A 24462-nucleotide genomic window follows, 5' to 3' on the forward strand; every position below is an offset into this window, starting at 1 on the left:
AAATCGGCAATCCGGATGAAACAATGAATCAACACCAACAAGCGGATATTTCCGCATCAACGCTTTATGTGGTACCGACTCCCATTGGTAATCTGGAGGACATCACCCGGCGGGCGCTGTCTGTCCTGCAGGGCGTTGATCTTATTGCCGCTGAGGATACTCGTCATACCGGTCTATTGTTACAACATTTTGCCATAAATGCGCGGCTGTTCGCGTTGCACGACCACAATGAACAGCAAAAAGCAGACATATTACTGGAGAAGCTGCAAGACGGACAGAGTATAGCGCTGGTTAGTGACGCCGGCACGCCGCTTATCAACGACCCGGGCTATCATTTAGTGCGCCGCTGCCGCGAGGCCGGTATCCGTGTGGTGCCGTTGCCGGGCGCCTGTGCTGCCATCACCGCGCTATCGGCCGCCGGGCTGCCGTCCGATCGTTTTTGCTATGAAGGCTTTCTGCCGGCGAAGCGCAAAGCGCGTCTCGATTCCCTCCAGGCGCTGACGCAGGAGCCGCGTACGCTGATTTTCTACGAGTCGACTCACCGGCTGCTGGAGAGCCTGGAAGATATGACGATCGCCTGGGGCCCGCTGCGCTATGTGGTGCTGGCGCGGGAGCTGACTAAAACCTGGGAGACGCTTTATGGCGCGCCGGTCGGTGAGATTCTGGCCTGGGTGCAGGAGGATGAGAAGCGTCGCCGCGGCGAGATGGTACTTATTGTCGAAGGCTATCACGCTCCGGACGACGTACTGCCGCCCGAGGCCCTGCGCACCTTAGCGCTTTTGCAGGTCGAGCTGCCGCTGAAAAAAGCCGCGGCGCTGGCGGCGGAGATCCACGGTGTAAAAAAGAATGCGCTGTATCGCTATGGCCTCGATCGGCAACAAAAAGCGTAACGCGGCGCGCTGAGCTGTTCCTGGCGCCGCATATCGCAGATGACAAGTGCCGGGAAAGTCCTTATACTGCGCCCCGGAGTTGACCAGACAGTCGCCGCTTCACCATCGTCCCCGCAAGGGGAAACAGGTGGGGGGGAGGAAAGTCCGGGCTCCATAGGGCAGGGTGCCAGGTAACGCCTGGGGGGTGCAAACCCACGACAAGTGCAACAGAGAGCAAACCGCCGATGGCCCGCGCACGCGGGATCAGGTAAGGGTGAAAGGGTGCGGTAAGAGCGCACCGCGCGGCTGGTAACAGTTCGCGGCACGGTAAACTCCACCCGGAGCAAGGCCAAATAGGGGTTCACATGGTACGGCCCGTACTGAACCCGGGTAGGCTGCTTGAGCCAGCGCGTGAGCGCTGGCCTAGATGAATGACTGTCCACGACAGAACCCGGCTTAACGGTCAACTCCACTCTTGCGTTAACCCCGTGCCTTATCCTGGCGCGGGGTTTTTTTGCCGTTGGCGTACGCCGGCTTAGGATGTCGGGCGGTCGTCGCCGGCCAAATCAATCAATAGCGCCTGCAGCGGTGCGGCGGCACGCAGCGTAAGCGGTTGCTCGTCATAGACAAAGGCGCCGTCGCCGCAGGCAAGCCGTCCGCGTGCACCCTGTGGCCCGCCAATCTCCCCCTGACCGTAGACCGATTGCAGATAAGCACGCCTGCCGTTGAGCGGCAGTCAGGCTTTCTCCAGCCGCCAGCGTCACCCGGTGTACCCACGCCGGCCGCCACCCGGACGGCGTGGCCATTGCTATCGCGGTATTCGGCTTCGCCGCGCAAGATGATATTCAGCACATCGACCGGCGGATAGGTCCGCGGCTGAAAGGCGGCGCCGACCGCCAGCACTTCCTGATTCAGCGCCCGCAGCGAGGCGTAGTGCATAAAGGCCGGGTCGAATAATGGCCGAAAGAAAAGGTATAGCGAGCCTGTAACCGACCGAAGTCCGCCTGGCCGCATTGTTGGGCTGTTCTGCAAGTAATCATGGCGTAATCTGTTTCCGCGGGGTCTGGGTAGAGTGTAAGCGGCTGGACGGCGGATTGTTAGCAAGTTAATCTGGAAGCCATATTCAAAAATCCTGAATGAGAAGATCCGATGGCCAAAGACCGGGCGTTAACGCTTGAAGCTTTGCGGGTGATGGACGCTATCGACCGCCGTGGAAGCTTTGCCGCCGCCGCGGATGAGCTGGGGCGTGTCCCTTCGGCGTTGAGCTACACAATGCAGAAGTTGGAGGAGGAGCTAGATGTGGTGCTGTTCGACCGTTCCGGCCACCGTACCAAATTCACCAATGTCGGACGCATGTTGCTGGAGCGCGGGCGGGTGTTTCTGGAAGCAGCCGACAAGCTTACCACCGATGCCGAAGCGCTGGCGCGCGGCTGGGAAACCCACCTGACGCTGGTGACCGAAGCCCTGGTCCCCACTGAGAAATTGTTTCCGCTAATCGATAAACTGGCGCGTAAAGCCAACACCCAGGTGTCCATTATCAATGAAGTACTAGCCGGCGCCTGGGAGCGGCTGGAGCAAGGGCGGGCCGATATCGTTATTGCCCGGGATCTTCACTTCCGCGCGTCGTCGGAAATTAACAGCCGCAAACTGTACGTACCGCTTGCTTAATGTCTACGTCACCAGCCCCGACCACCCCATTCATCAAGAGCCGGAGCCGCTGTCTGAGGTTACCCGCGTCAAATATCGCGGTATAGCCATCGCCGATACCGCCCGGTGCTGACGGTGCAGCTACTGGATAAACAGCAGCGTCTGACGGTGAGTACGATGGCGGATAAACACAAGGCGCTGCTCGCCGGGCTGGGGGTGGCGACGATGCCTTATCATCTAGTGGAGGTGGATATCGCCGCCGGGCGACTGCGGGTGGTAAGCCCGGAGTACAGCGCTGGGAGCGATATCATCATGGCCTGGCGCCGCGATAGCATGGGGGAATCCAAATCCTGGTTTCTGCGCGAAATTCCTAAACTGTTCAGCTAAAGCCCCGCGGCCATCCCTGGCGGTGGGGGATCATTCATCGTCGACGCCGAAACGCTGCGCGCGGCCGTGGGGCTCGCCAAGATCCTGCTGCGGTCCGATAGAAATAATGCCGTGGGGATTGAGCGTCGGATGGCTGCGGAAATAATGATGGCGAATATGGGCAAAATCCACCGTTTCGGTCACGCCCGGCAGCTGATAAATATCGCGCAGAAATCCTGATAAATTTAAATAGTCGCTCAAGTGCTGACGATCGCATTTGAAGTGGGTGTGATAAACCGCATCGAAGCGGATAAGCGTAGTCCACAGGCGTAAATCCGCTTCGGTCAGGCGGGGACCCGTCAGATAGCGATGCCGGCCGAGGAGCATCTCCAACCGTGCCAACGCCGCGAAAACCCCTTCTACAACCTCATCATAGGCCTCCTGACGGGTAGCGAAGCCAGCTTGGTAGACGCCATTATTTACCTGCGGATACACCCAGCCGTTAATCTCATCAATGGCGGTACGCAGATTGGCGGGATAATAGTCGCCGGCCAATGCGCCAGCACCGTCAAACGCACTGTTGAACATGCGCAGGATATCCGCCGATTCGTTGCTAACGATGGTTTGTTGCTGCTATCCCAGAGTACCGGTACCGTGACCCGGCCGCTGTAGCCGGCGTCCTCCTGCAAATAAAGTTGATACAGAAATGCTTTATCAAACAGGGGATCGCCGGTGGCGCCGGGGAAACCGCGGCTGAAGGTCCAGCCGTTCTCGAGCATGAGCGGATGGACCACCGAGACCGGAATCAAACGGTCCAGGCCTTTCAGCTGGCGCATCAGCAGGGTTCGGTGCGCTCAGGGGCAGGCCAGCGATACGTAAAGGTGATAGCGGCCGGCTTCAGCGCGAAAGCCGCTGCGTCCTTCCGACCCGGCGCTTCCGTCGGGGGGTGATCCAGTGGCGAAATTGGGACGCCGAGCGTTGAAAACGTCCGCCGCTGGCGGCTGTATCATACCATTTGTCCTGCCACTGCCCCTCTACCAATAATTCCATCTCTTCACTCCTTCCAACGTCAAGCTGTTCGACTGCGTGTACAGACGGCTTATTCATTGCCGGCCCGGCGGAGGGGCTGGCTTTCCAAACCGTCGTGCCGATGACTTACCTGAACCGGCGGAGTGCGGCGGCTTTCTGGCCCATCACGCCGGGTGATTGCCCGAATCGGCGAACCGTGTCGACTTTCCGGGCCCCCACGCTCATCGCACGTTGGAACCGGCGGAAGGTGCCGCCGCCCACTTTGCCGTAGCCGGCCACTATAAACAGTATAGGCATCAACACACGCGCCACCAGCAGGGCAGTATCATCTAATTTTTCATGGTTATCTCTTTAACGAGGTCAGCCGGCGCGACGCACGGCCAGGGCTTGAAAAGATGCTTTCCGGCCAGTTCTTCGGCGGAAGATTCATCGGATGCAGGCAGTGTAATGCGCGAGTAAGGCCGTTGATAGCGAGTAAAACTGTCAGCTTATATCAGAAAAATTGAATAAGTGTGGCGTATCAGCCTGGCCCAAGTAAGAGAGGGGATAACATAATAGTGTTAAAGATAAGAAGGTAATGGGTACTAGACGACCGGTCCAATTGGTGCTATTGTCCTCCTATGAACAGCGTGACAACCACAGAAACCAATCCTGTTCGGGACAGCATTCTGGCGCACGGCATGCGTATCATGGCCGGGAAGGGCTTTTCCGCCGTAGGGCTTAATGAAATACTGACCGCCGCAGGAGTGCCAAAGGGGTCATTTTACCATTATTTCGGTTCCAAAGATGCCTTCGGCGAGGCATTGCTTGACAGTTACTTTGCGGATTATCTGGCGAAACTGGACGCGACGCTCGACGTTCCCGGCCTGACCATGGCGCAGCGCCTAATGAATTATTGGCAGAACTGGCAGGACACACAGTCTTTTTATGACTGTCAGGGTAAATGTCTGGCGGTCAAGCTGGGCGCGGAGGTTGCCGATCTGTCTGAGGCTATGCGTCAAGCGCTACAGCGCGGGACCTCGGGTATCATCGATCGGCTGGCGCGGGCCATTGAGGGCGGTATGGCGGAAGGGTCGTTATCCGTTAACGGTTCGCCCATTAAGGTTGCACAAAGCCTTTACCAGCTATGGCTGGGCGCCAGCGTAATGGTCAAGATCGTCCGCCATACCCAGCCCTTTGCCACGGCCATAATGACCACGCGCCACATCTTGCATCTTTCTCCATGACCGGGGGAAAGGATAACAGCACTTCTGTGGAAGTGTTTTTTTATCTCTAGTTTCAAGACGACCGGTCTAATACAAACTTAACCACACGTTGGAGAAGCACAATGAAAGTAGTAATGGTTCTGACTTCACACGATCGGTTGGGGGATACCGGCCGCAAAACCGGCTTTTGGTTGGAAGAATTAGCCGCACCCTACTATGCCTTTCAGGATGCCGGCGCCGAGATCGTGCTGGCCTCGCCCAAAGGCGGACAGCCGCCGCTTGACCCCAAAAGCAATGAACCGGCTTTCTAAACCGAGCTTACCCGCCGTTTCGAGGCCGACGCGCATGCGACGGCGCAACTAGCCGCCACCGTGCGTCTGGATAGCATCACGCAGGCTGACTTCGACGCGGTGTTCTATCCGGGCGGTCATGGTCCCTTGTGGGACTTGCCCGTCGATACGCACTCTATCGCGCTGTTAACGTCATTTCTTTCCGCCGGCAAGCCGGTTGCATTGGTCTGTCACGCGCCGGGTGTGCTGCGTCACGTTCAGACCTCTGCAGGGCGGCCGCTGGTCGAAGGCAAGAACGTCACGGGTTTTAGCAACACCGAAGAAGAAGAGGGTGTCGGGCTGACTCACGTCGTGCCGTTCCTGGTGGAGGATGAGCTCAAGGCGCTGGGCGGCCTTTATAGCAAGGGGGAAGACTGGGCGCCTTATGTTGTGAGCGATGGCCTGCTGATAACCGGCCAGAACCCTGTGTCATCCGTGTCGACGGCGGCCTTGTTGCTTAAGCGCCTGAACGCAGGGAAGGCTGCATAAGTTTATGGCGACCATGAGGCGCTTCCCTCCCGACCGGCCGTGGCGACAAGGTATGTTGCAGGGCAGGCAATAAAAAAGCGGCCATGGGCCGCTTTTGACGATGATTAAGCCTGTGGATTAGCGGCTTTCGAGCGCTTTGCGCACCATTTTGACCGCGCCCAAAATGCCGACGCCGCGTTTGGCCCAGCGCACCAGACGGCTGTGGTGGCGAACATTATATAACGCCAACAGACTGGTGCCGGCAATCAGGTAACGACAAAGACTTAACACACGTATCCAGCGCCTGCCGCTGCTGCTGGATTTGCGTAACAGCAGCAACTTCTTGGCGTGTTTAGGTTTGCGTTCGCTCATTTTGCCTCCGCAATCCTGTCGCGCTGCTTATTTTTGACTTTTTCATCGTGCTTACGTTCGGCTTCTTCTTTCTTGATTTCATCCTGCAATTTTTCAAGGATGTTATGATCTACCTGCAGCTCCTCGCGCGTGGAGCCGAGCAACTAGGATTTTCGCGCTTTGGTCAAAGTCACCACCGCGCCGACGCCAATGCCGCCCAGGGATTTTCATGTACGTATTCATCTGCCTTGGTCGTTACCACGCGCGTTTGCTCCGCCAGACGCTCGCCTGCAGGTATCCTTCAGCGCGCTCTCCGCTTTGGTACGCAATTTTTCAAACTTTGCTTTGGGCTTTTGTGCGGAGCCACGCAGTACCTCTTCTAACGTGTCCGCCAGTGATTTCAATTCCGTACGTAAATGTTCTGAAGTGGCATCTTTGACCATTTTTAAACTCCTTCGACGGTTTGGCATTGGGGGCTTATGTGAAAAATCCCTTGTTCCACCTTGCCAATCATTAATTATTTTAAATCCGGCGACAGGGTCTGGGCATAAAACGCGGCCTGCAGCGGCGTGATAGATCACTGCACTGTGTGCGATAAAGCCAGGTTGTCATGCTAAAAGCCAGAAGGGTTTCTGATGTTTAGTGCTTAAGGTGAGCGTAGCCCCGGATCCGCCAAAGGGCAAAAAAGTGGTAACAATCTCTTAGGGTTAATCCGGTTAGGGACACGGCAGTCGGACAAAGCCGCCGGACAGGCTATAGGGCAGCGGCGCACCGCCGCAGAGTGTGATGCCGATGCGGGATAACCCGGCGTGCTCATCCCAGGAGCTCCTCGTCGGCGGACGGGCGGTAAAGCCACTGCCAGCCGCTGTAGCGGCGGCTTTTGAGTATCGCGTAACCTTCCGGCAGATGGTGCTGCAACACCAGCTGCGCCGCCTGTGCTTGTTCTGGGGTGTCCAAATGAATAATCATGCTGTCTTTGGCGGGGGTAATGCTTTTAACGCGGATGCCGCGATCCTCAAGCAACTGATAGAGAAAAAAGCCGTCTGGTAGCGATCCGCGCTCGTGGGCAACGGTAATTTGCAGCGTGCTGTCGTCACGGCACAGGGTCGGCAATAAAAGCGTCAGCGACACCAGCACGGCCACGGCCAGCAGACCGAGGCGAAAGCGCTTAATAAAGCCAACACAACCTGACTCTTTCATTATTCTTTATCCGAATCGGTAAGCCGTTTGCGGCGCCAGATGACGACCAGCGAACTCACCAGTCCTATCGTCAGCAGCGCCAGCGGCAGCAGCATCAGACATAGCATCAATTCCTCTTCATAACGCTGAAAGACAGGTGTTTTGCCGAGGATGAACCCCACCAGCGTCAAGATAAAAACCCACAGGAAGGCGCTGATCCAATTGAAAAACTGGAAACGCGAACTGCTCAGGCCGGACAAGCCGGCAATGGTCGGCAGCAGCGTGCGCACAAACGCGATAAAGCGACCTATAAGCAAAGCCGACAACCCGTGGCGATGAAACATCCGGTGCGCCCGCTGATGGTAGTGCGCCGGCAAATGGGCCAGCCAGCTTTTCACCACCCGGTTGTTCTCCAGCCATTTCCCCTGTAGATAACTTATCCAACTGCCCAGGCTGGCGGCGACGGTTAGAAGCACCAGCACCAGAGGAAAATTCAGCGTCCCCTTGGCGATCAGCACGCCGAGCAATATGAGTAAACTATCGCCGGGTAGAAAGGCGGCGGGCAAAAGACCGTTTTCCAAAAAAAGGATGACAAACACCAGCAAATAAATGGTCCAAACCAAACTTGGATCGGAAAGCGTTTCAAAATCCTGCTGCCAGAGGGCGTGCAACAGTTCCTTAAAAATATCCATTGTGTATTCTCAACCAATGACGGCATATTATGCTGCTGCCCGCCGCCGAGTCGGAAAAGAAGAAGCGGGTATATTAGCGTTGGCGCTTCTGCGTGGTCGCTTATCAGCCGCAAAATTTGGGTTTAACGCTTCCCTCTCCGCGCCGGCAAAACCCTTCCCTGCATTTGAAGTGAGGGATAAACCGCCCGTAGTGCGACGGCTGGCGAACCGGCAAAAGTGTAAAAAAACTATCCATACTGTAACAAAAGCAAATCCATTGAGACAGTGAAATATAGCCGAAAATGCCTCGTAATGAGTGCTTTTGACGTTAAAAATTCGTCCTGCGACATGAGTTTTACACCCGCTGACATAAACTCACGCTTACTGACTTTGCCTGAGCCCCCGTTACGCTCCCGGCGGCGAAAAAGAGCGGTGGCGGACCTTATGGCGCATGTGGCGTAGGCGAGGAGACCAACAGGCCGGCGTCCGTGAACGGCTCAACGCACCTCGGGTTAAGCGCCGCCGGCGAGTCCCCAGCCGACAAAACATCCTCAGCCGGCAGAAGGCCAGGCCCGAATGCGCGGGCTTAAATAATATATTCGCATCGCTGTAGGCCTGCTAAGTTAGCATAAAACACCAGCGGTAAAGATATTTATGCCAGCAGACTTTTTCGCTTGGGGGATAATTATCACCGTGTCCGACCCTTGACGATGAAGCTAACCGCTTTCCTTGGCGGCGATAATTTCGCGCTTCGCTACCTGTCACGCAGATTATGCTTTGATGCGGGTGCGCACTTTTTATTCTGTCGAATAAGTATCGGTAATTAAATATTACAATATTCGCGCAAATAGCTTAGTAAATATTTTACCCGTTGTTCGGACTGGCCTGGGGAGGGCTATTCCTGAAGCCTACAATCTGCGGGTGAAGGCAATTCACACTACTTTTTGGGGTATCATTATGTGGCCTTTAATAGGCATTGTTATTCTCGACTTTGCGTTGCATTTCAATCCATTGGTGGTCGTCACACTCGCGGTACTTATCACCGGGCTGACCAGCGGCCTGGATTTACCGGCGGTGGTCAGTGATTTCGGCACCGCCTATGTGCAAAATCGGTATATGGCGCTTATCTGGCTGGCGCTACCGGTCATCGGCCTGCTGGAGCACAACGGCCTGCGCGAGCAGGCGCAACGGCTGGTGACGCGCATTCACGCCGCTTCTCTATCGAGCATCCTGATATTGTATATGCTGATGCGGCAATTGACCGCTGTGCTGGGCTTGACCGCGCTTGGTGGCCACGCGCAGATGGTGCGTCCGCTGATAGCCCCTATGGCTGAGGGTGCGGCACGTAAACGTTTGGGATATCTTCCCCTGGCAGAACGGGAAAAAATCCGGGCGTACTGTGCGGCGGTCGATAATATCGGCGTCTTTTTTGGGGGGAGACATATTTATCGCCATCGGCTCGATCTTATTGATGAAAGGGTTTATGGAGCAAAACGATTATATTATTGAGCTGCTGAATTTCGCCGTATGGGCCATACACACCGCCTTTTTCGCCTTTATCATTCATAGCTGCCGCATGACATTCTACCAATGCGCACTTATCCGGCGCTATGCAGCGCAAAGCAAATCGCGGCCGTCCGGGGAGTATAAGTGATGACAATTCTGGACGCGCTTTATTTGTTGGTGGGCATTATGTTTGCCGCCACAGCAATAATCAACCTGCGTGATAGTTTAAATTCCAAACGCTGGAAAAGTGCCGGTTTTTGGGGCATCAATGCGATTATTTTTATTTTTGGCAGATATTTACCACCGCTGGCAAATAGAATACTGGTCATTGTCATGGTATTGCTCGCGGGGCTCGGCGGACTTGGTCGCAGCGGCAAACCTGAAACGTCCCTGGAGCAGCGAGAAGTACGCGCCAGCCGCTTTGGCAACCGGTTATTTATTCCGATGTTGCTGATTCCGCTGGTGACAATGCTCGGCACCTTTGCCTTCAAGAGCCTGACCTGGAACGGCGCGCTGCTGATACCCGCCGGATCCTCCACGCTGGCGCCGCTGGCGGCAGGACACGACGCTGGAAACGGTGCTGGTGGAAGGCGCAAACCGCTGGTTTGGCGGCGATCGCGCCTGTCAGGCCTGGGAGCCGGCGGGGGATGAGTTTTTATCGCCGACCCTGATTGAAGCGGTGTATATGTCCCGCTGTTTGCCGGAGGCGGAGTTCGCTGCCTGGTGGTAGGCGTTCCTGCCTCAGCTTGATGCACGTCAACCGGCGACGCTCTTTACCCCGGTCTTCGTCAGCGACTGCTTTGATAGCAAGATTGCCCACCTTGGCGGGTTGAACCTTAGTCGGGCCTGGTGCTGGCGTGCTCTGGCCCGGCAATTGGCAACGGCGCCGGATCACTGGCTACAACAGGTAGCGGCGAAGCATCTGCATGCCGCGCTGGCGCATTTGGACACCAACTATAATGGGGCGCGCATTGGCTGGCTACGTTCGCTCTGCTGACGCTGGAGGCCTAAGTCAGCGGCGGCACGCCTGTCATTTTACCCTGTTGGCCACGCTATCCAGGTGAACTACGGGGTTGTCGTTGAACATATAGCGGTCGACGCTCGATTCAAAATCGTCGGTGGTGGCGTGGAACAGCATCTGCTTGGTGTTTTCCAGATGCTGCCACATCGCCAGTTTGGCAGCGTAGGGATCTTTGCGGATCAGCGCCTTAAGAATTTGGTCATGATCTTTGCACCAGCTTTCAATCGCTTTGTCGTCGATATGTTCATGCAGCTTGATCCAGTAGGGATTATGCACCCGCTGGGACTACATCTGTTCCACTATGGACGCCATCGCGCTGTTGCCGGTGGCCAGCGCCACCTGAACGTGAAATTTCAAGTCCCACTGCGAATCGCGAAATCTGTCCTCATGACGGGCGTTCTCCTGAATTTCCATTAGCAGGACAATATCCTGTTTTGACACTTGGGTCGCGGCAAACTCGGCGATATTGCTTTCGATGAGCTGCCGCGCCTGCAGCATCTCAAACGGACCAGGCGTAGCGGCCTGAATTTCGCCGGCGGGCAACAACAAGTGCTTTTGCTGATTGGCGATGACATGGATACCCGAGCCTTTGCGGACTTCCACATAGCCTTCCACTTCAAGCATTATAATCGCTTCCCGCACCACCGTGCGGCTGACATTCATCTCCTCGGCGATATAGCGTTCCGCCGGCAGCTTCTCGCCGACCGGATAACTACCGGATTCGATGCGCCGTTTCAGTTCGGCCGCCAGCTGCTGGTATAATCTGCGGGTTTCAGTGGGTTCCATTTTGGATGCTCTTTACAATACACAGAAAGGGTGGCGCTCACGTTCAGCGGCTGGCGGGACGAAAGGGGGCCGGGCTGGAATGTTTGCGCGCGCTGTATCAGCGCATGCGCGACGACCATCGCGAACCGGGCAAGCTCAGCGAGCTGAAATTCGGGTTGGAATGCGGCGGATCCGATGGCCTTCAGGCATCACCGCCAACTCTATTCTCGGACGGTTTTCGGATTACCTGATTGCCAACGGCACCACCACCGTGCTGACGGAAGTTCCGGAGATGTTCGGCGCCGAGCGTATCCTGATGAGCCGCTGCCGCGATGAAGCGACGTTTGACAAGACCGTGCATATGGTCAATGACTTCAAGCGGTGCTTTATCGCCCATCAGCAGACGATTTATGAAAACCCCTCTCCCGGCAACAAAGCCGGCGGCATCACGACGCTTGAGGAGAAATCCCTCGGCTGTACGCAGAAAGCCGGGCAGAGCAAGGTCGTCGACGTTTTGAAATATGGCGAACGTTTGAGCGTACCGGGGCTGAACTTACTGAGCGCGCCGGGTAACGATGCGGTGGCCACCAGCGCGCTGGCCGGCGCCGGCTGTCATATGGTGCTGTTAAGTACCGGCCGCTGAACGCCTTAAGGCGGCTTCGTACCGACGGTAAAATTGGCGACGAACAGCGAACTGGCGGCGAAAAAACCACATTGGATCTATTTCGACGCCGGCCGGCTGATTCACGGTATGAGTATGGAAGCGATACTCACCGAGTTTGTTGATGTCATCGTCGCCATCGCCAACGGCAAGCAAACCTGAAACGAGATTAACGATTTTCGCGAATTGGCGATTTTCAAAAGCGGCGTGACCTTGTAATTTTTGCTAACGGTTTTTTTTCGGTTGTGACACGGCGTTTCGTAATATGAAACTACGTTTTCATTTATTTTCCCATTTGCAGGATTGAGATTTTCCTTCATGACGTTGTATTGGTTTGCCCAAGCGGTTGGTGGGCTGGCGTTTGTCGTCGGTATCACCATCTTTTTTAACCGCAACGAACGCCGGTTCAAACTGCAACTGGCGCTCTACAGCCTGATTATTGGTCTGCACTTCTTTTTATTGGGCGCGAACGCCGCCGGCATGAGCGCCGTGCTGAATACGCTGCGCACGCTGGTTTCCACCCTTACCCGCAGCCTGTGGGCAATGCTGGTTTTCATCGCCCTGACGCTGGCTCGGCTTACCGAAAGTCCGCTGGCGTAGAACTGCTGCCGATTGCCGGCACGGTGGCCAGCACTTGGGCACTATTTCGCTGTGGCGGTTTGACCACACGCTGCGTTATGTGTTGCTCCACGGCGTGTTGGGTCACCCACAATATCTGGCTCGGCTCCATCGGCGGCTCGCTGATAGAGGGCAGTTTCCTCATAATGAACGGCCTGGTGATTGTCCGTTTTCACCGGCTTATAAAGCAGGGTATCGCCCCTTTTATGACGGAAAACCGCGCCGTACCGATTCAGGTTCACGGCCTCTAGCGGACGCTGCGCATGCTCTAGAGGCGCCAGCCGCTATTCCTGCCTGATACGTGATTGCCGGCGGTTGACCCAGGCATTCAGCAGCAGCGTCACGGTCAGCGTGACCGCCACCATGGCCAGGGAAACGGCGACCGGGATATGGATGAAATCCACGATGAGCATCTTGATGCCGATAAACACCAAAATCACCGCCAAGCCATATTTAAGCAGCGAGAAACGCTCGGCCACATTCGCTAAAAGGAAATACATCGCCCGCAGGCCGAGGATGGCAAACAAATTTGAGGTCAGCACGATAAACGGATCGGTCGTGACGGCGAAAATCGCCGGTATGCTGTCCAGGGAAAAAATGACGTCGCTGAACTCCACCATTATCAGCGCCAGCAGCAGCGGCGTGGCGAACAGCAGTCCTTTGCGGCGGATAAAAAAGCGCTCGCCGTGCAGCTCATTGGTCACCCGAAGGTGATAGTACAGCCAGCGCACCAGCGGACGTTTGCCAATATCCTGTTCGTCATGGCCGGGCAGGGCCATTTTGACGCCGGTGAACAGCAAAAACGCGCCAAACACGTAGAGCCACCACTGAAACTCGCTGATAAGCCAACTGCCGGCAAACACCATGACGGCCCGTAGCCCGATAGCGCCCAGGATGCCCCAGGTCAGCAGGCGGCGCTGCAGCGACAGCGGTACGGCAAAATAGCTAAACAGCATCAGCCAGACAAACACATTGTCGGCCGCCAGGGTTTTTTCCAGCAAATAGCCGGTAAGAAACGCCAGCGCCTGACTATAGGCCACCACCCGGCTTTCGGTATGCAGTAAATAGGCCCAAAACAGGACGTTGAACACCAGTGCCAACGCGACCCATAGCAGCGACCACAGCGCCGCCTGTTTCATCGACGGCGGTTTATCGCCGGCCCGGCCCTGCATCATAAGATCCACGGCCAGCATGATAATCACAACGACAGCGAAGCTGCCCCACAGCAAGGTATTTCCGACGGTATGCATCTGAGAGTATCCTTCCACAACGAACAACGGCTGACGTCAGAAGGCGCCAGCCGTTGTTCACGGTCCGGGCTATAAGCGTGTCTCGCCTTCCGGCAAGGTCTCACTTACAACCCGCATGAAAATTCTGCAGTTGCCCGGCTACCGGATGCGTTGGCATCGTATTGACGGCTGGCCGGCAGAAAGTTACTCACCTTTGCTATAAGCTACGTTAATGTAAAAAAATGCAACCGTCAATATCATAACAGCACCGTTAAGACAGTGATGGACAAAACGCGCCAGCAGACCCTGACTGCGGGGCGTGGCGGCGATTTGCTCCTCCAGTTGCTGGTAATGATCGCTCCGTTCCGGCTCCTGCGTCATCATGCGCGCCAGGTAGCTGTGCATGACCGGCGCGTTAAATTCCGGATGAAACTGGGTGCTGATAACGTTGGGCCGATAGCGCAGGATTTGATGAGGATCATGTGCGGAGCGGCCAAGCACGGTAGCACCTGGAGGCAAAGTAAGTACTGAATGAGAGTGGACCAGATTGGCGTCGAAACAGCGGGGCAACGCGGTTAACAGCGCGTCATCTGCCGCCGCCGGCAGCAATTCGATAGTGTGGGTGCCCAGTTCCATGCCGCCGGGCAGATAGACCACCTCGACGCGCGCGTCGTGGACTTCGCCGGCCTCAATGAACATCCGATCGAAATTGCCGTGCTCGCGTCTGACCGACTAAGGTACATCGAAGGTCTGCAAAATAAGTAAGTGCATACCATCTTTCATCAGCTTTCCTCGCCATGCAATGAGTGGTCGGCCGGAAATACCACCCCGGTTTGACGGCGGATCTCGGTAAGCAGATGCGCCGTGCTGCGCGTTATTGCCAGTCCGGAATGGTCTATTTGCCGTTGCGCGATCCGATCGGCAAAGGCGTGAGCCTCATACAACATGCTATTGATATGCTGCAGCTGACCGAGATCCTGTTGATTGCCGTTGCGGGCAACCAGCGTCACACCCTGGAATTCGCCTATTTTCTCAATCAGCAGCGACCCGGTTTCACCCTGGATCTCACTGGGCAGCGTTGACTGGCTCACCTTGGAATGCAGCAAGGTAACGTCAAAATCACCGTAATCGAGAATCACCGTACCGTGTCCATCCACGCCGTTTTGCAGCAGTGACGCGCTGGCCTGGACCCGCGCCGGCTCCCTCCATAACGTCACGGCGGCCGTCAGCGGATAGAAGCCGATATCCATAATGGATCCGTTGGAGAACTGAGGATTGAAGGTATTCGGGTTCTCGCCGGCCAAATACTTGTCGTAGCGCGAGGGGTACTGACAATAGTTCAGCAGCAGAAAATTAGGCAGATAGGCGGTTTTAAACGCCTTGAACAGCACCACCTGATGCTTAAGTGCGCAGGCAATCATCTGTTCCGATTCCTCGAGGTTGGAGGCAAGGGGCTTTTCGCAGATAACGTGTTTCCCCTGGAGCATAAACAGCAAACTTTGCTGACAATGCAGGGCATTTGGGCTGGCGATATACACCGCGTCAATCAGGTCCGAGCGGGCAAGCTGCTCCAGGGAATCTAAAACACTGTTCGACCGGATACTCCGTCGCCAGGGTGTGGGCCTGCGTTAGCTGGCGCGAATAAATGGCGGTCAGTTTCAGCTTACCGCTTTCATGAGCGGCATCGATAAACTGACGGATGATCCAATTAGTGCCTATAACGGCGAAACGAATCATCTGAACCGACAACCTGCAGGTAAGGGAGGGTAACAGCAGAGTAACATGCCCATCCGGCAAGGCAAGTTTCCTGCAGCGGCGAAAAAAAACAGTATACTGCCGCCCTTAATTACCGTTAACCGCTTCATTTCATCATCAGGTAGGGCTTATGAGCCTTTTTGACCACCCGGCCGGCGTACTACGGCTGGATCGTTATCCGCCCGCCGCCGCAGGCGACAACCGGGCCGACGCTGATTTTCAATGACGCCTTCGGCGTGCGCGCTTTTTTGCGTCAGCGATTCATACCTGAGCCAGCTCGCGAACCGTCATAACCTGGTGCAAAACACCCTGGCGGCGGAACCGATAACACTGCTGGACAGCCTGGCGCCTCTGCCGCCGGCGCCCGGCCTTGTATTAATGAAAATATCTAAAACTCTGGCGCTGCTTGAGCAGCAATTGTACGCCCTAGGCCAGGTTATGGGTCCTGACACGACCCTCTTTGCCGCCGGCAAGATCCGCGACATGGTCGCTTGAGGGCACTCCGTATCGTATTTACAATCACGCCAATGTGTTCTCCCGGACATCGCTGGATATCGGTGCGTGTTTTTTTCTGCCGTATTTGCCGCAGGATATTGAAGGGACGCTGGTGGATCTGGGTTGCGGCAACGATGTCCTGGGGCTAATGGCCCTGGGGGCCAATCCGCGCGCCACGATACAGTTTGTCGATGAATCTTACATGGCAATCGCCTCCAGCCGGCTTAATCTTAGCGAGAACCGGCCGGCGGATTTACTCCACTGCCGGTTTCAGGTCAACAATGGCCTGGTGGGGGAGGCGGCCGACAGCATGCAGGCCGTTATCTGTAACTCGCCATTTCATCAACAACAGGCAATAACGGATCACATCGCGCGGCAAATGTTCCGCGATGCCCGGCGCTGGGCCTGCAACAGGGCGCCAATCAGAAATTCGTAGTGCTTAAAAGCGTAAAGACGCGCCAGGAGCGCTAAGAGGCGGCCAGCGCTACATTGAGTTTGTTGCTGCGCTGGACAATCATTATACTGCGCCAAAGACCGAGGAAAGGAACAGTCATGTTGTTGCAAGAATTAGAGACGCGTTTAGACGCGGCTTTTTCACTGCTGGAAAATAGCGTCCTACAGCGCCAGCAGGTGTGGCGGCAGGAATATAAGTCGTTGCAGCATCAATTGGAACAATGTCAGGCGCGCGAGGCGCGACTGCGGGAGCATAACGCGATGCTAGTGGGCAAACTTAATAGTCTTGACAGCTCACCCGATCGCACCCCATTGTTGCATAAGATAAAAATTATCAGTTCGCATATTGACGCACTGGCGAAAGACGCCGCAGCATTTCGCCAATCGTGTCAGCATTCTTCGGCCAGGTAATCGTTTTGCCCGATTCCCGACCGTTAGCGCATTGATGATCTGCCGCTGCGTCGTCCATACCTCTGCACTGGCGCGACAAAGCCCAGGTTAGCACTCCGCACGCCGTGCCGCGACAGGGACGGGACAGAAGGAGAAGCGAGGCCGCGCTACCATGGCTTGTTGCACCATTCCCCATTCATCCTGCCGGTAGCCAGTTGCCAGGCACTCCAGCATAAAATAACGGTGCAGCATCGTGCTGCTCAAGGTGCTATCTTCGCCGGGCGCTTGCGTCAAATCTGCGGCTTCCTGGCAATAGTCATCAAAGAGCTTTCCCCATAGCGCCGGGCCGGTAAAAAAGGCTTCCTTCGAGGCAAGACAGCGGCTGAAAAAATTGTACACATGAACTGCACAGTCGTTGCGCTGTTGAAAATGCTGTTGGAAGAAATAGTAGCGCCCGCGCTTTTTGGGGATCAATTGACCGAGTACCGCTTCTTTCAACGGTTCGGTGTCGCTATCGTCCAGGTTATCAAAGACGGCGAAATGCCAATAATCGTCCTTCTTTAACACCACGTCCGCGCTGAAATGCCCGGTCAACGCCGTCCTGGCATAAGGGCACACGGGGGTGGACATCATCGGCAACAGCAGCATTTGTCCCGACGACAGATGCTGGAGTTTCTCACGCGCCTGGTCGAGGCCCAGCGTCAGATCATCGAGCAGATAGCGCGCAACATCTCTGATGCTGTCCTGGTGCACCGGGTTGTAAAGCACGGTAGGGCTCACCAGCACATTGTCATGGGGCGCGGACAGTAGCGAAATGCTCTGATGCAGCCATGCCAGTCGACCTGCTCACCGGAATCGGCGATGGTGCCAAACTCTGCCGGCAACTGCGCCAATTGACAGAAATTTTGCCACAGCTCGCGCAGGGCGATTTCGCTGATCTTTGTCGGCTGTACTACCTGCCATTTTAACTCCATATGGCATAACCGCGCCAAATGCTCTAACGGCGGTTGCGGCACCTGCATCGCGCCGGAAGCGATGGAGAGGAGAACGTTATGGGCTGCACACGCCAAAGGGTATTGCACCGCCGTAAGTTCCCCGTCTTGCGCCATACGATCGCATAGCGCAAGCCCGAGACCCAGTGTCCCGCTGGCGGGTGCATGACCGTTCAACGCGACGTCAGGCTCAGGCGGCGTAGCCTAAAGTTGGCGATCATATCCGCTTTGTCGGCGGGGGAGAAACGGTAAAAGTAGTCTTCCTGACGGTGTTGCAGCGCCTGCTCTGCGCAGGTAGCGGTGGAATAATTTTAGCGGTGATCATCGCGGGTGCGAAAAGTGTGGGTTGCATAAAACGCGGCCCTGGTTAAATGAAATGAATGTAAGCCAACGCAAAATCCTACCCATCGGATTACATGCAAACCTTGGCGGGGGTAATGTGATCTGCTTGGCAACGCTTTACTGGATAAAGAAGACATAATAAGCAAAAAAAAGATTTGTCTTTTCGTCTACAGTGAATAACTTTCTTCGCAATTTATATTTAGTTAATCACTTTATCCATGCTTGCCGAAGAACGTCACGGCCTATGACGCCAGTTACAGACGAATTTTTGATCTTTATTGCGGCTTATTTTTTTCTCTGATATTGTTGCGATAAGCATAAATAAGTCTGAAAATGAAACGGGTGTTCATTGACTACACAGCCGTTCAGGCCTCTGAAAGATAAAACGGTTCAATCTTCACTTTAACAAAAGTTCTGGCGGTCGATATTTTCCAGGTAACTGTTTGCTAAGTGAAATTATCGCGGCTTGCCGATCGGTGGCGGGGGAGTCAGGATTTGCGATGGGCTGAGACCGAACAGAGTTTATACACAGCTCAATATCACTTGGGCAATGATGCGAATGTCTTGTAAACCGCATTCAAAGGGCATTTCTCCCCCACATACTTTCACCCGACCGATCGGGATGCGAAACAGATCGCGAACCATCAGACGGCCTTCAATTTCTGTTAACCAGCGGCCGTCGTTCACTTCATTGAACTGATAATCGACAATATAGCGTTTAGCCCCATCCATTAGCATGCCGGGTCGGACGGGGATATCCCGCTCGGGTTTAAACCAACCGATATCAAGGTAAAATGTCCCGGCGTCATAGATTTCACCTCTAAGAAGGTGCTTTGCCGGCACCTCCAGTGTTTGCTGCTGACTTTGATTGCGCGCGTTCGGACCGGCAAACATATCTCCCTGACCACCGGTGAGCCATTCCAGCCGGACACCGGTATCCACCAGGCACTTGACCACTAAATCGGAAGGGTATAAATCTCTTTTATAGCGCATGGAAAGATTGCTGGCCGTGATACCGAGGTGCTTGCAATACTCAATTTTAGTATCAAAACCATAGGCTTGGATAATTCTGTCCAGGACCGCACCGCCTCCTGCTTTAAAATTTATAGTTAACATAGCATGGTTTCCGCAAAGATACATTATTCCTTGTAAATTATTATTGGCATAACTAATATTAACGTTTAATTTTAACGGTTTATTCTTCCTTTTTGTTAATAAAGAATGATGCCTTATGCCGCTAGAATTTTCAATTAACCGCTTTACAGTGTTCAATCATAATGGTGACGCCATAAAAAACGGTGCACAACAGGCTGCCATGGGGCGACATGCCGACTGGAGAGCATCGCCTACTCTTAGAGATTAATTGACGGTGGATCTTGTCCCCCTATGCAATGGTTTTAGCTAAAGCCATCGGTGCCAGGGAAGCTGTATCTTTATTATCAAATTGTGCCTCCGGCGCTGTCGGGCGCTGCTCCTCATACTCACAAAGCGCTACAGGAACGGGTTCCGTAGGTCAACAGGGTTATCACCACCACGCGGTTGCGAGCGCGGGCCTCCGCCAACACCGGGAGTTATGCTTAAGTTGCTGCCGGGACGCCTGACGGCTGCGGATAGGGCAGGTAACCTGGGACTTGCCGGCGTACCCTTCGGCGCATTAAACCCGTTGAGGGGGCACAGTGCAGCAGAAATGGTAATGGCATTCCACGCATCTCAATACAGAAAATAAAGAAATTTTTTTGGAATATTTTGCTCCATTGTAAAGGAATTTACGCCAACAGGAACTCATGATTTCCCGGCTGAAGCGCAACTAATTTTTTATCCATGAAGGAATACAGATGAATAGTGGTTGCGCTTTTACAATTTCAACGTTATAAACATGATATTTCGCCTGATGTATTCGGGATGACCCTCTTTTTATTCTCGGGGCGATGCGACAATTTACAAAGAAAAATCATGTTATAACGAGGAGGATCAATGGACCTCACGTTTGATAAGTTGGTGTTGTTAGAGCGAATGGAGTTAATTGCCAGATTGACCACCACGGTAGAATGCCATGAAAGAGACAAGGAGATAGCTTTGATGATGATAGCAGAAATCGCGCAAAGCATTCTGGATTCAGATATTGTTCAGAATCAAAATAGAGAGGGATTGGCCTTTTAAGAAAAATATCCTCTCCGTTATTTTCTCGCATGACCGGATAATCTATTACAGGTTATCGATCTGTTTTAATCGACATATTGGCGATATTCTCATCATTGTCTAAACAGGGTCATGCAGCTTTTTGCTCCTGAGAAAGTTGAGGGTGCGCATTGATATGTCATCAAAGTAAATAGACCGTCTTACGTTCCCTGTTTCATCGGTCCGGATGGGGAATGTTAGCGGATAAACCCAACACGCATCGTGATCTTCGTTTCAACGATAGGAGAAAGGCACATTCTGACTATTTTCACGTAGCAATAGGCGCGTCAATACTCATTAATAAATGCATTCAGTGAGTGTAAAATATTACCATTAATTAATTTTATGTTGCCGGCGAAATTCATTGATACCTCAAAGTAAATGGATTTTATTGGAAGAGGAGCTAAGAGAATATATTATATTGCCAAAGCTGAATATGAAATTACCGATATTACTGATGCTACACCTGTAAAATAAGTTTTCCGCAAATTTATCATTTTTATTCATCAAAGAGCTCAGGGGAGACCAGCAACTCAATAGCCACCGATTCGTATTTGATCGCTGACGGGCCACATAAGGTAGTTGGTGTTCGGAGAATGAATGATGACACGCTATGCCGGCGGTAACGAGTGTCTCCGTCTCGCTTTTTCTAACGGTTTCGCTGTGGCGAAAGAGACAATAGGCAGACTGGGATGGCGATTTTGACAGCCAGTCATGGTGCTTATACCAGGGCAATGCCTCTCTGTGCGACGCTCGCACGGGGGGCTTCGGCAATGTTGTCGGCGGAGATAAAGGCGGTAGGCGAGCCTCTCGTTTTCGTTTAGCGGAGCCCATCGTCGGGCTAAGAGGCACTGTGGCCGCAGATGAAACGGCCGGCGATTCGGCCAGCGGCGGATTGTCCACGCCATCATCGGTAGGAGGCCGTGGTGGTTCGGGTATTGCCAGGTGGTTATGCATCGGCGTTTTCGTCGTAAGGACGCGATTTTCAGGAGGTTAGCGAGCTGTTGACCTACATGACGGGAGGGACGCCCTCTACCTGCTACCGCTTAATTATGGCGACCGTCCGGCTGTCGGCCAGGAACGGGCTGGTGAGCGGGTTGCCTAGCTGGGGCAGGGAAACAGGACCATCGTTCAAGTCAGCGTTCATTGGTTCACCGTTAAACCACCAGCCCTTGCGCCGTCTGAGGTTATCGCATAATCTGCCGATATAGCATCTACGCCGCTCGGTAGGGTAAAAGATCGGTTAAAATACGGTCGTCATGACCTCGCGTGAGAAAACAGGGGCGTGTTTTACGCGTAACTGGTTACGTGACGTGGCGAAGGAGTAGAGCGTCGCTCAGCACGCTTTTAGGCAAGATTGTCAGCATCGTCAGCGATAAACCGCCCTGTCGACAGCGCCTTAACATTGATGGGGCACTCATTACCCAGTGATGGTCTCTGTCGGTAAGCGGGGTCGGGCGATTCTCCTGAGGCTGGCGGGCAGGCGCAGGGTAATTTGGCGCTTAAGGGCCAATTAAGCCGCCAAATAACATACCTTATTCACTGAATGAATAGGTTTGACGATAGGTTTATTGTCAGAGGATGGCACAACGAATAGTTAATGTATTAAGTCGATTAACTATTTGTTAATTCAGCTCCCTTGATGATATCCTTTAAGTGCCGATAGTTAAATCAATAAGGAGAAATTGCCATGATGCACTGCCCCCTCTGCAAATCTTCAGCCCATACGCGTTCCAGTCGTTATTTGAGCGAAACAACGAAGGAACGTTATCATCAATGTACTAATATCAACTGTGGGCATACCTTTAAAACCTTGGAGAGTATTACCGGATCTATCGTCAAGCCAGGCGTGGTGGCCGCAGTGGTACCGCACGAATGTGTTAGCACGGACTAGTCTGGTCAGGAAATCCTATTTAGTAAAACACTCTTCTTTGATCTGCGCTCAGGGATTCGACATGTTTGATAGATGGAAGATGAAATATAATTTATTCTTGCTGGTCCTTTTATAGCGAGAGTGATTAATATTTTTCAGTAAGGTACTTAATGAGCCAAACACGTATAAAATAAGACGTAAGTCCTGAGCGCTCGTGATAAATTTTCCACTGAAATAATTAATTTTTTGTGATTTATCTCTCCGTATTTTTGTCATTTTCTGCCAGAAAGGGCTCTGCCGTATCGCCCTCTCTGTGTTAGAGTGAATAATAAATTTACACGCTTTTTAGAAATTGTACTACTGAGATGAACGTCTCTGGTTGTTACGTTTAACCGGGCGTTTATATTAGACGATTTTGCAATTGATTTGTTAAAAAATGGTTGCAGGTAAATAACGGTAACCGCTGGGTTACCGTTGCCGACCAATGAGAGATACATTGCCAATAGAAATGGCACAATTAGCACTTATTCCAGGCGGTAGAAAAAGGGGACGCTGAAAGATATGCGCGTTTTGCCGCGTCGCCAACGGCTGTATCGCGTAAACGTTTTATTAATGCTGCGCTGGTGTGGCGCGCTGACCAGCGTACCCGTGGTCGATCGTTAGTTATCGGTCCGGGCAGGACGCTAAAGGTTCCACTTCGTCACCGCCGACCGCAAGTAAACGCTATCTCCTGACGATGATGATGCGGTACCGTGGCAGATTAATCCATAACGCCGCCGGCGCCGATCGCCGGATTGTGCCACCTACGCTTGATGTGCGGATAAGCGTAAGGGAAGTCCAGGAGGTAAACGGCAATGATGACAGCGACGTGTCAAGCAAATGCGATCGATAAACGCGACTCGACATGCCTTGTGACGGCTGGGCTAAACGGCTAACTGACGTGCCGTCAACCATTCGACTCTGGCCGGATCCCGGTGTGAGAAGAACGCGCTGACGCCGCTGTCCAACGCTTCGATATGTGTCATCTCTTCCTCGCCGAGTTCAAAGTCGAAAAGCGCAATATTCTCAGCCATATGATCTTTTCGTACTGATTTAGCCAGCGAGACGATCCCTCGCTGCACGAGCCAGCGCAGGATCACCTGGGCCACGCTTTTGCCATAATGACCTGCAATAGCCTGCAAACGTGGATGGTGGAATATCTCCTGGCGCCCTTCAGCGAAGGGGGCCCAGGCTTCAGGTTGGATCCCCTTGCTTTTCATCCAGGCAGCGGCATAAGGTTGCTGGTAAAAAGGGTTAATTTCTACCTGATTTACCGCAGGGGGAATTTTGTTGAATGCCATGATATCGGCTAGACGATCGGGATGGAAATTGCTAACGCCTATCGCCCTGGTCTTGCCGGCCAGATACAGTTCCTCCATTGCACGCTAGGCGCCGTGAATATCGCTATAGGGTTGATGAATGAGGTAGAGATCCAAATAGTTGAGCTGCGGGCGATTAAGGGATCGCTCAAATTGTGCTTTTTCCCCCTCATAATTGGCATCCTGCAGCCAAAGTTTGGTGGTGACAAAAAACGCATGACGTTGCAACCCGCTTTGTTTTAAGGCGTTGCACACCTGAATTTCATTTTGGTATGATGCGGTGGTATCTATTAGGCGATAGCCTAAAGAAATGGTTTCCCGCACGGCACGCTCGCATTCAGCGGGGTGATTGATCTGATAAACACTAAATCCCACCAGCGGCATAGCAACGCCGTTATTAATGTTTTACTTTGCATACAATGACCTCCGTTTTTCCCGCCTGTTGACGCGGGCCTTGATGTGCACTCCTCCCGCGATTTGCCTTTTTGACTGAGGCGGGGGAAAGACAGGATACGTGAGCTGATGGCACAACATTAGGGGACAAAATGTGCACGCGTATATGAGCCAAGTTTATTAATCGTTGAGAATCGATATCAACCTTGGCTGAATTTTTAGCAGACGCTTCCGTTTGCATCAAAACCGCTACAACTCTTGGCGGCTGTACCGCTTCCTTGCGGATCGTAAGTGCGCTTGTTATCTTTGTCCCCCAATC

The 24462-nt window shown here is 53.7% G+C and carries 17 protein-coding genes, 1 other RNA gene and 12 pseudogenes; 15 read left to right on the top strand and 15 right to left on the bottom strand.

Annotation, left to right across the window (positions count from 1 at the left end; genetic code table 11):
* The first annotated feature begins 23 nt into the window (after positions 1–23).
* Positions 24–890 carry a 16S rRNA (cytidine(1402)-2'-O)-methyltransferase gene (rsmI, locus tag SGP1_RS02070; protein ID WP_011410090.1) on the top strand — a complete coding sequence of 289 codons (867 nt, stop codon included), beginning with the start codon at positions 24–26 and terminating at the stop codon, positions 888–890.
* Positions 891–965: 75 nt separating this feature from the next.
* An RNA gene (gene rnpB / locus SGP1_RS25230) (RNase P RNA component class A) lies at positions 966–1344 on the top strand.
* A gap of 60 nt (positions 1345–1404) precedes the next feature.
* On the opposite strand, the pseudogene SGP1_RS26370 reads toward rnpB, so the two are convergent.
* A pseudogene (locus SGP1_RS26370) lies at positions 1405–1909 on the bottom strand (pirin family protein).
* A 109-nt stretch (positions 1910–2018) separates the two neighbouring features.
* Here SGP1_RS26370 and SGP1_RS02080 point away from each other — a divergent pair.
* Positions 2019–2903 (top strand): annotated as a pseudogene (locus tag SGP1_RS02080) (LysR family transcriptional regulator).
* A 30-nt stretch (positions 2904–2933) separates the two neighbouring features.
* Here the strand turns inward: SGP1_RS02080 and SGP1_RS02085 are convergent.
* Positions 2934–3932, bottom strand: a pseudogene (locus tag SGP1_RS02085) (glutathione S-transferase family protein).
* Positions 3933–4531: 599 nt separating this feature from the next.
* On the opposite strand from SGP1_RS02085, the gene SGP1_RS02090 reads away from it, so the two are divergent.
* Together SGP1_RS02090 and SGP1_RS02095 are read left to right on the top strand one after the other, a co-directional pair.
* On the top strand, positions 4532–5137 hold the full coding sequence (locus SGP1_RS02090) for a TetR/AcrR family transcriptional regulator (RefSeq protein ID WP_041866549.1): 606 nt from the start codon (positions 4532–4534) through the stop codon (positions 5135–5137).
* A 101-nt stretch (positions 5138–5238) separates the two neighbouring features.
* Positions 5239–5934: pseudogene (locus SGP1_RS02095) on the top strand (type 1 glutamine amidotransferase domain-containing protein).
* 117 nt (positions 5935–6051) lie between these two features.
* Here SGP1_RS02095 and SGP1_RS02100 read toward each other — a convergent pair.
* From SGP1_RS02100 to SGP1_RS02115, 5 genes and pseudogenes are all read right to left on the bottom strand, one after another.
* A complete protein-coding gene (locus tag SGP1_RS02100; RefSeq protein ID WP_041866550.1) occupies positions 6052–6285 on the bottom strand; it encodes a YqjK family protein in 234 nt (77 codons plus the stop codon).
* On the bottom strand, positions 6282–6428 hold the full coding sequence (locus SGP1_RS30535) for a hypothetical protein (protein WP_158302310.1): 147 nt from the start codon (positions 6426–6428) through the stop codon (positions 6282–6284). Before SGP1_RS30535 ends, SGP1_RS02100 begins: the two co-directional genes overlap by 4 nt.
* Positions 6429–6707: pseudogene (locus SGP1_RS02105) on the bottom strand (DUF883 family protein).
* A gap of 370 nt (positions 6708–7077) precedes the next feature.
* Positions 7078–7464, bottom strand: coding sequence for an EnvZ/OmpR regulon moderator MzrA (gene mzrA, locus SGP1_RS02110; protein ID WP_050747342.1), 387 nt, complete (start codon positions 7462–7464; stop codon positions 7078–7080).
* Positions 7464–8135, bottom strand: coding sequence for a DedA family protein (locus tag SGP1_RS02115; protein WP_011410094.1), 672 nt, complete (start codon positions 8133–8135; stop codon positions 7464–7466). Before SGP1_RS02115 ends, mzrA begins: the two co-directional genes overlap by 1 nt.
* A 936-nt stretch (positions 8136–9071) precedes the next feature.
* Between SGP1_RS02115 and SGP1_RS02120 the strand changes: the two genes are divergently transcribed.
* The 4 genes and pseudogenes from SGP1_RS02120 (at position 9072) to SGP1_RS26375 (ending at position 10617) form a co-directional block, all read left to right on the top strand.
* Entirely contained in the window at positions 9072–9623 is a 552-nt protein-coding gene (locus tag SGP1_RS02120; protein ID WP_279379432.1) for a 5-oxoproline transporter, DUF969 family subunit, read from the top strand.
* Positions 9586–9768, top strand: a complete 183-nt coding sequence (locus SGP1_RS34895; RefSeq protein ID WP_279379433.1) for a hypothetical protein — start codon at positions 9586–9588, stop codon at positions 9766–9768. Before SGP1_RS02120 ends, SGP1_RS34895 begins: the two co-directional genes overlap by 38 nt.
* The gene (locus SGP1_RS02125) at positions 9768–10271 is read left to right on the top strand and encodes a 5-oxoproline transporter, DUF979 family subunit (RefSeq protein WP_050747343.1); all 504 of its coding nucleotides are present in this window, start codon (positions 9768–9770) and stop codon (positions 10269–10271) included. The genes SGP1_RS34895 and SGP1_RS02125 overlap by 1 nt, the downstream gene beginning before the upstream one ends.
* Positions 10204–10617 (top strand): annotated as a pseudogene (locus tag SGP1_RS26375) (DUF2891 family protein). The gene SGP1_RS02125 and the pseudogene SGP1_RS26375 overlap by 68 nt, the downstream one beginning before the upstream one ends.
* A gap of 33 nt (positions 10618–10650) precedes the next feature.
* Here SGP1_RS26375 and exuR read toward each other — a convergent pair.
* A pseudogene (exuR, locus tag SGP1_RS02130) lies at positions 10651–11427 on the bottom strand (transcriptional regulator ExuR).
* 68 nt (positions 11428–11495) lie between these two features.
* Between exuR and SGP1_RS02135 the strand changes: the two are divergent.
* Both SGP1_RS02135 and SGP1_RS02140 read left to right on the top strand, forming a co-directional pair.
* Positions 11496–12229, top strand: a pseudogene (locus tag SGP1_RS02135) (altronate dehydratase); the annotation flags it as partial.
* 156 nt (positions 12230–12385) lie between these two features.
* Positions 12386–12936: pseudogene (locus SGP1_RS02140) on the top strand (YgjV family protein).
* 33 nt (positions 12937–12969) lie between these two features.
* On the opposite strand, the gene SGP1_RS02145 reads toward SGP1_RS02140, so the two are convergent.
* From SGP1_RS02145 to SGP1_RS02155, 3 genes and pseudogenes are all read right to left on the bottom strand, one after another.
* Positions 12970–13935, bottom strand: a complete 966-nt coding sequence (locus tag SGP1_RS02145) for a TerC family protein (protein ID WP_011410099.1) — start codon at positions 13933–13935, stop codon at positions 12970–12972.
* 183 nt (positions 13936–14118) lie between these two features.
* Positions 14119–14613 (bottom strand): glutamine amidotransferase-related protein, encoded by a 495-nt coding sequence (locus SGP1_RS02150; protein WP_011410100.1) that lies wholly within the window; start codon positions 14611–14613, stop codon positions 14119–14121.
* 83 nt (positions 14614–14696) lie between these two features.
* Positions 14697–15651: pseudogene (locus SGP1_RS02155) on the bottom strand (Gfo/Idh/MocA family protein).
* A gap of 221 nt (positions 15652–15872) precedes the next feature.
* Between SGP1_RS02155 and SGP1_RS26385 the strand changes: the two are divergent.
* Together SGP1_RS26385 and SGP1_RS02165 are read left to right on the top strand one after the other, a co-directional pair.
* Positions 15873–16564: pseudogene (locus SGP1_RS26385) on the top strand (methyltransferase); the annotation flags it as partial.
* A 152-nt stretch (positions 16565–16716) separates the two neighbouring features.
* Positions 16717–17028 (top strand): hypothetical protein, encoded by a 312-nt coding sequence (locus tag SGP1_RS02165; RefSeq protein ID WP_041866551.1) that lies wholly within the window; start codon positions 16717–16719, stop codon positions 17026–17028.
* 87 nt (positions 17029–17115) lie between these two features.
* Here SGP1_RS02165 and SGP1_RS02170 read toward each other — a convergent pair whose 3' ends face one another.
* From SGP1_RS02170 to SGP1_RS02180, 3 genes are all read right to left on the bottom strand, one after another.
* Entirely contained in the window at positions 17116–17775 is a 660-nt protein-coding gene (locus SGP1_RS02170) for a hypothetical protein (protein WP_158302311.1), read from the bottom strand.
* An 8-nt stretch (positions 17776–17783) separates the two neighbouring features.
* Positions 17784–18176 carry a hypothetical protein gene (locus SGP1_RS28980; RefSeq protein ID WP_148203337.1) on the bottom strand — a complete coding sequence of 131 codons (393 nt, stop codon included), beginning with the start codon at positions 18174–18176 and terminating at the stop codon, positions 17784–17786.
* A 687-nt stretch (positions 18177–18863) separates the two neighbouring features.
* Entirely contained in the window at positions 18864–19613 is a 750-nt protein-coding gene (locus SGP1_RS02180) for a phage repressor protein CI (RefSeq protein WP_148203338.1), read from the bottom strand.
* Between the two features lie 702 nt (positions 19614–20315).
* Between SGP1_RS02180 and SGP1_RS02185 the strand changes: the two genes are divergently transcribed.
* Both SGP1_RS02185 and SGP1_RS26390 read left to right on the top strand, forming a co-directional pair.
* Complete coding sequence (locus tag SGP1_RS02185; RefSeq protein ID WP_041866553.1) at positions 20316–20501, top strand: hypothetical protein; 186 nt, start codon at positions 20316–20318, stop codon at positions 20499–20501.
* A 1708-nt stretch (positions 20502–22209) separates the two neighbouring features.
* Positions 22210–22413 carry an ogr/Delta-like zinc finger family protein gene (locus SGP1_RS26390; protein ID WP_074013219.1) on the top strand — a complete coding sequence of 68 codons (204 nt, stop codon included), beginning with the start codon at positions 22210–22212 and terminating at the stop codon, positions 22411–22413.
* A 902-nt stretch (positions 22414–23315) separates the two neighbouring features.
* Here the strand turns inward: SGP1_RS26390 and SGP1_RS02190 are convergent.
* A pseudogene (locus SGP1_RS02190) lies at positions 23316–24134 on the bottom strand (aldo/keto reductase).
* Positions 24135–24462 lie beyond the last annotated feature (328 nt).

Source organism: Sodalis glossinidius str. 'morsitans', assembly GCF_000010085.1.
GTDB lineage: Bacteria > Pseudomonadota > Gammaproteobacteria > Enterobacterales > Enterobacteriaceae > Sodalis > Sodalis glossinidius.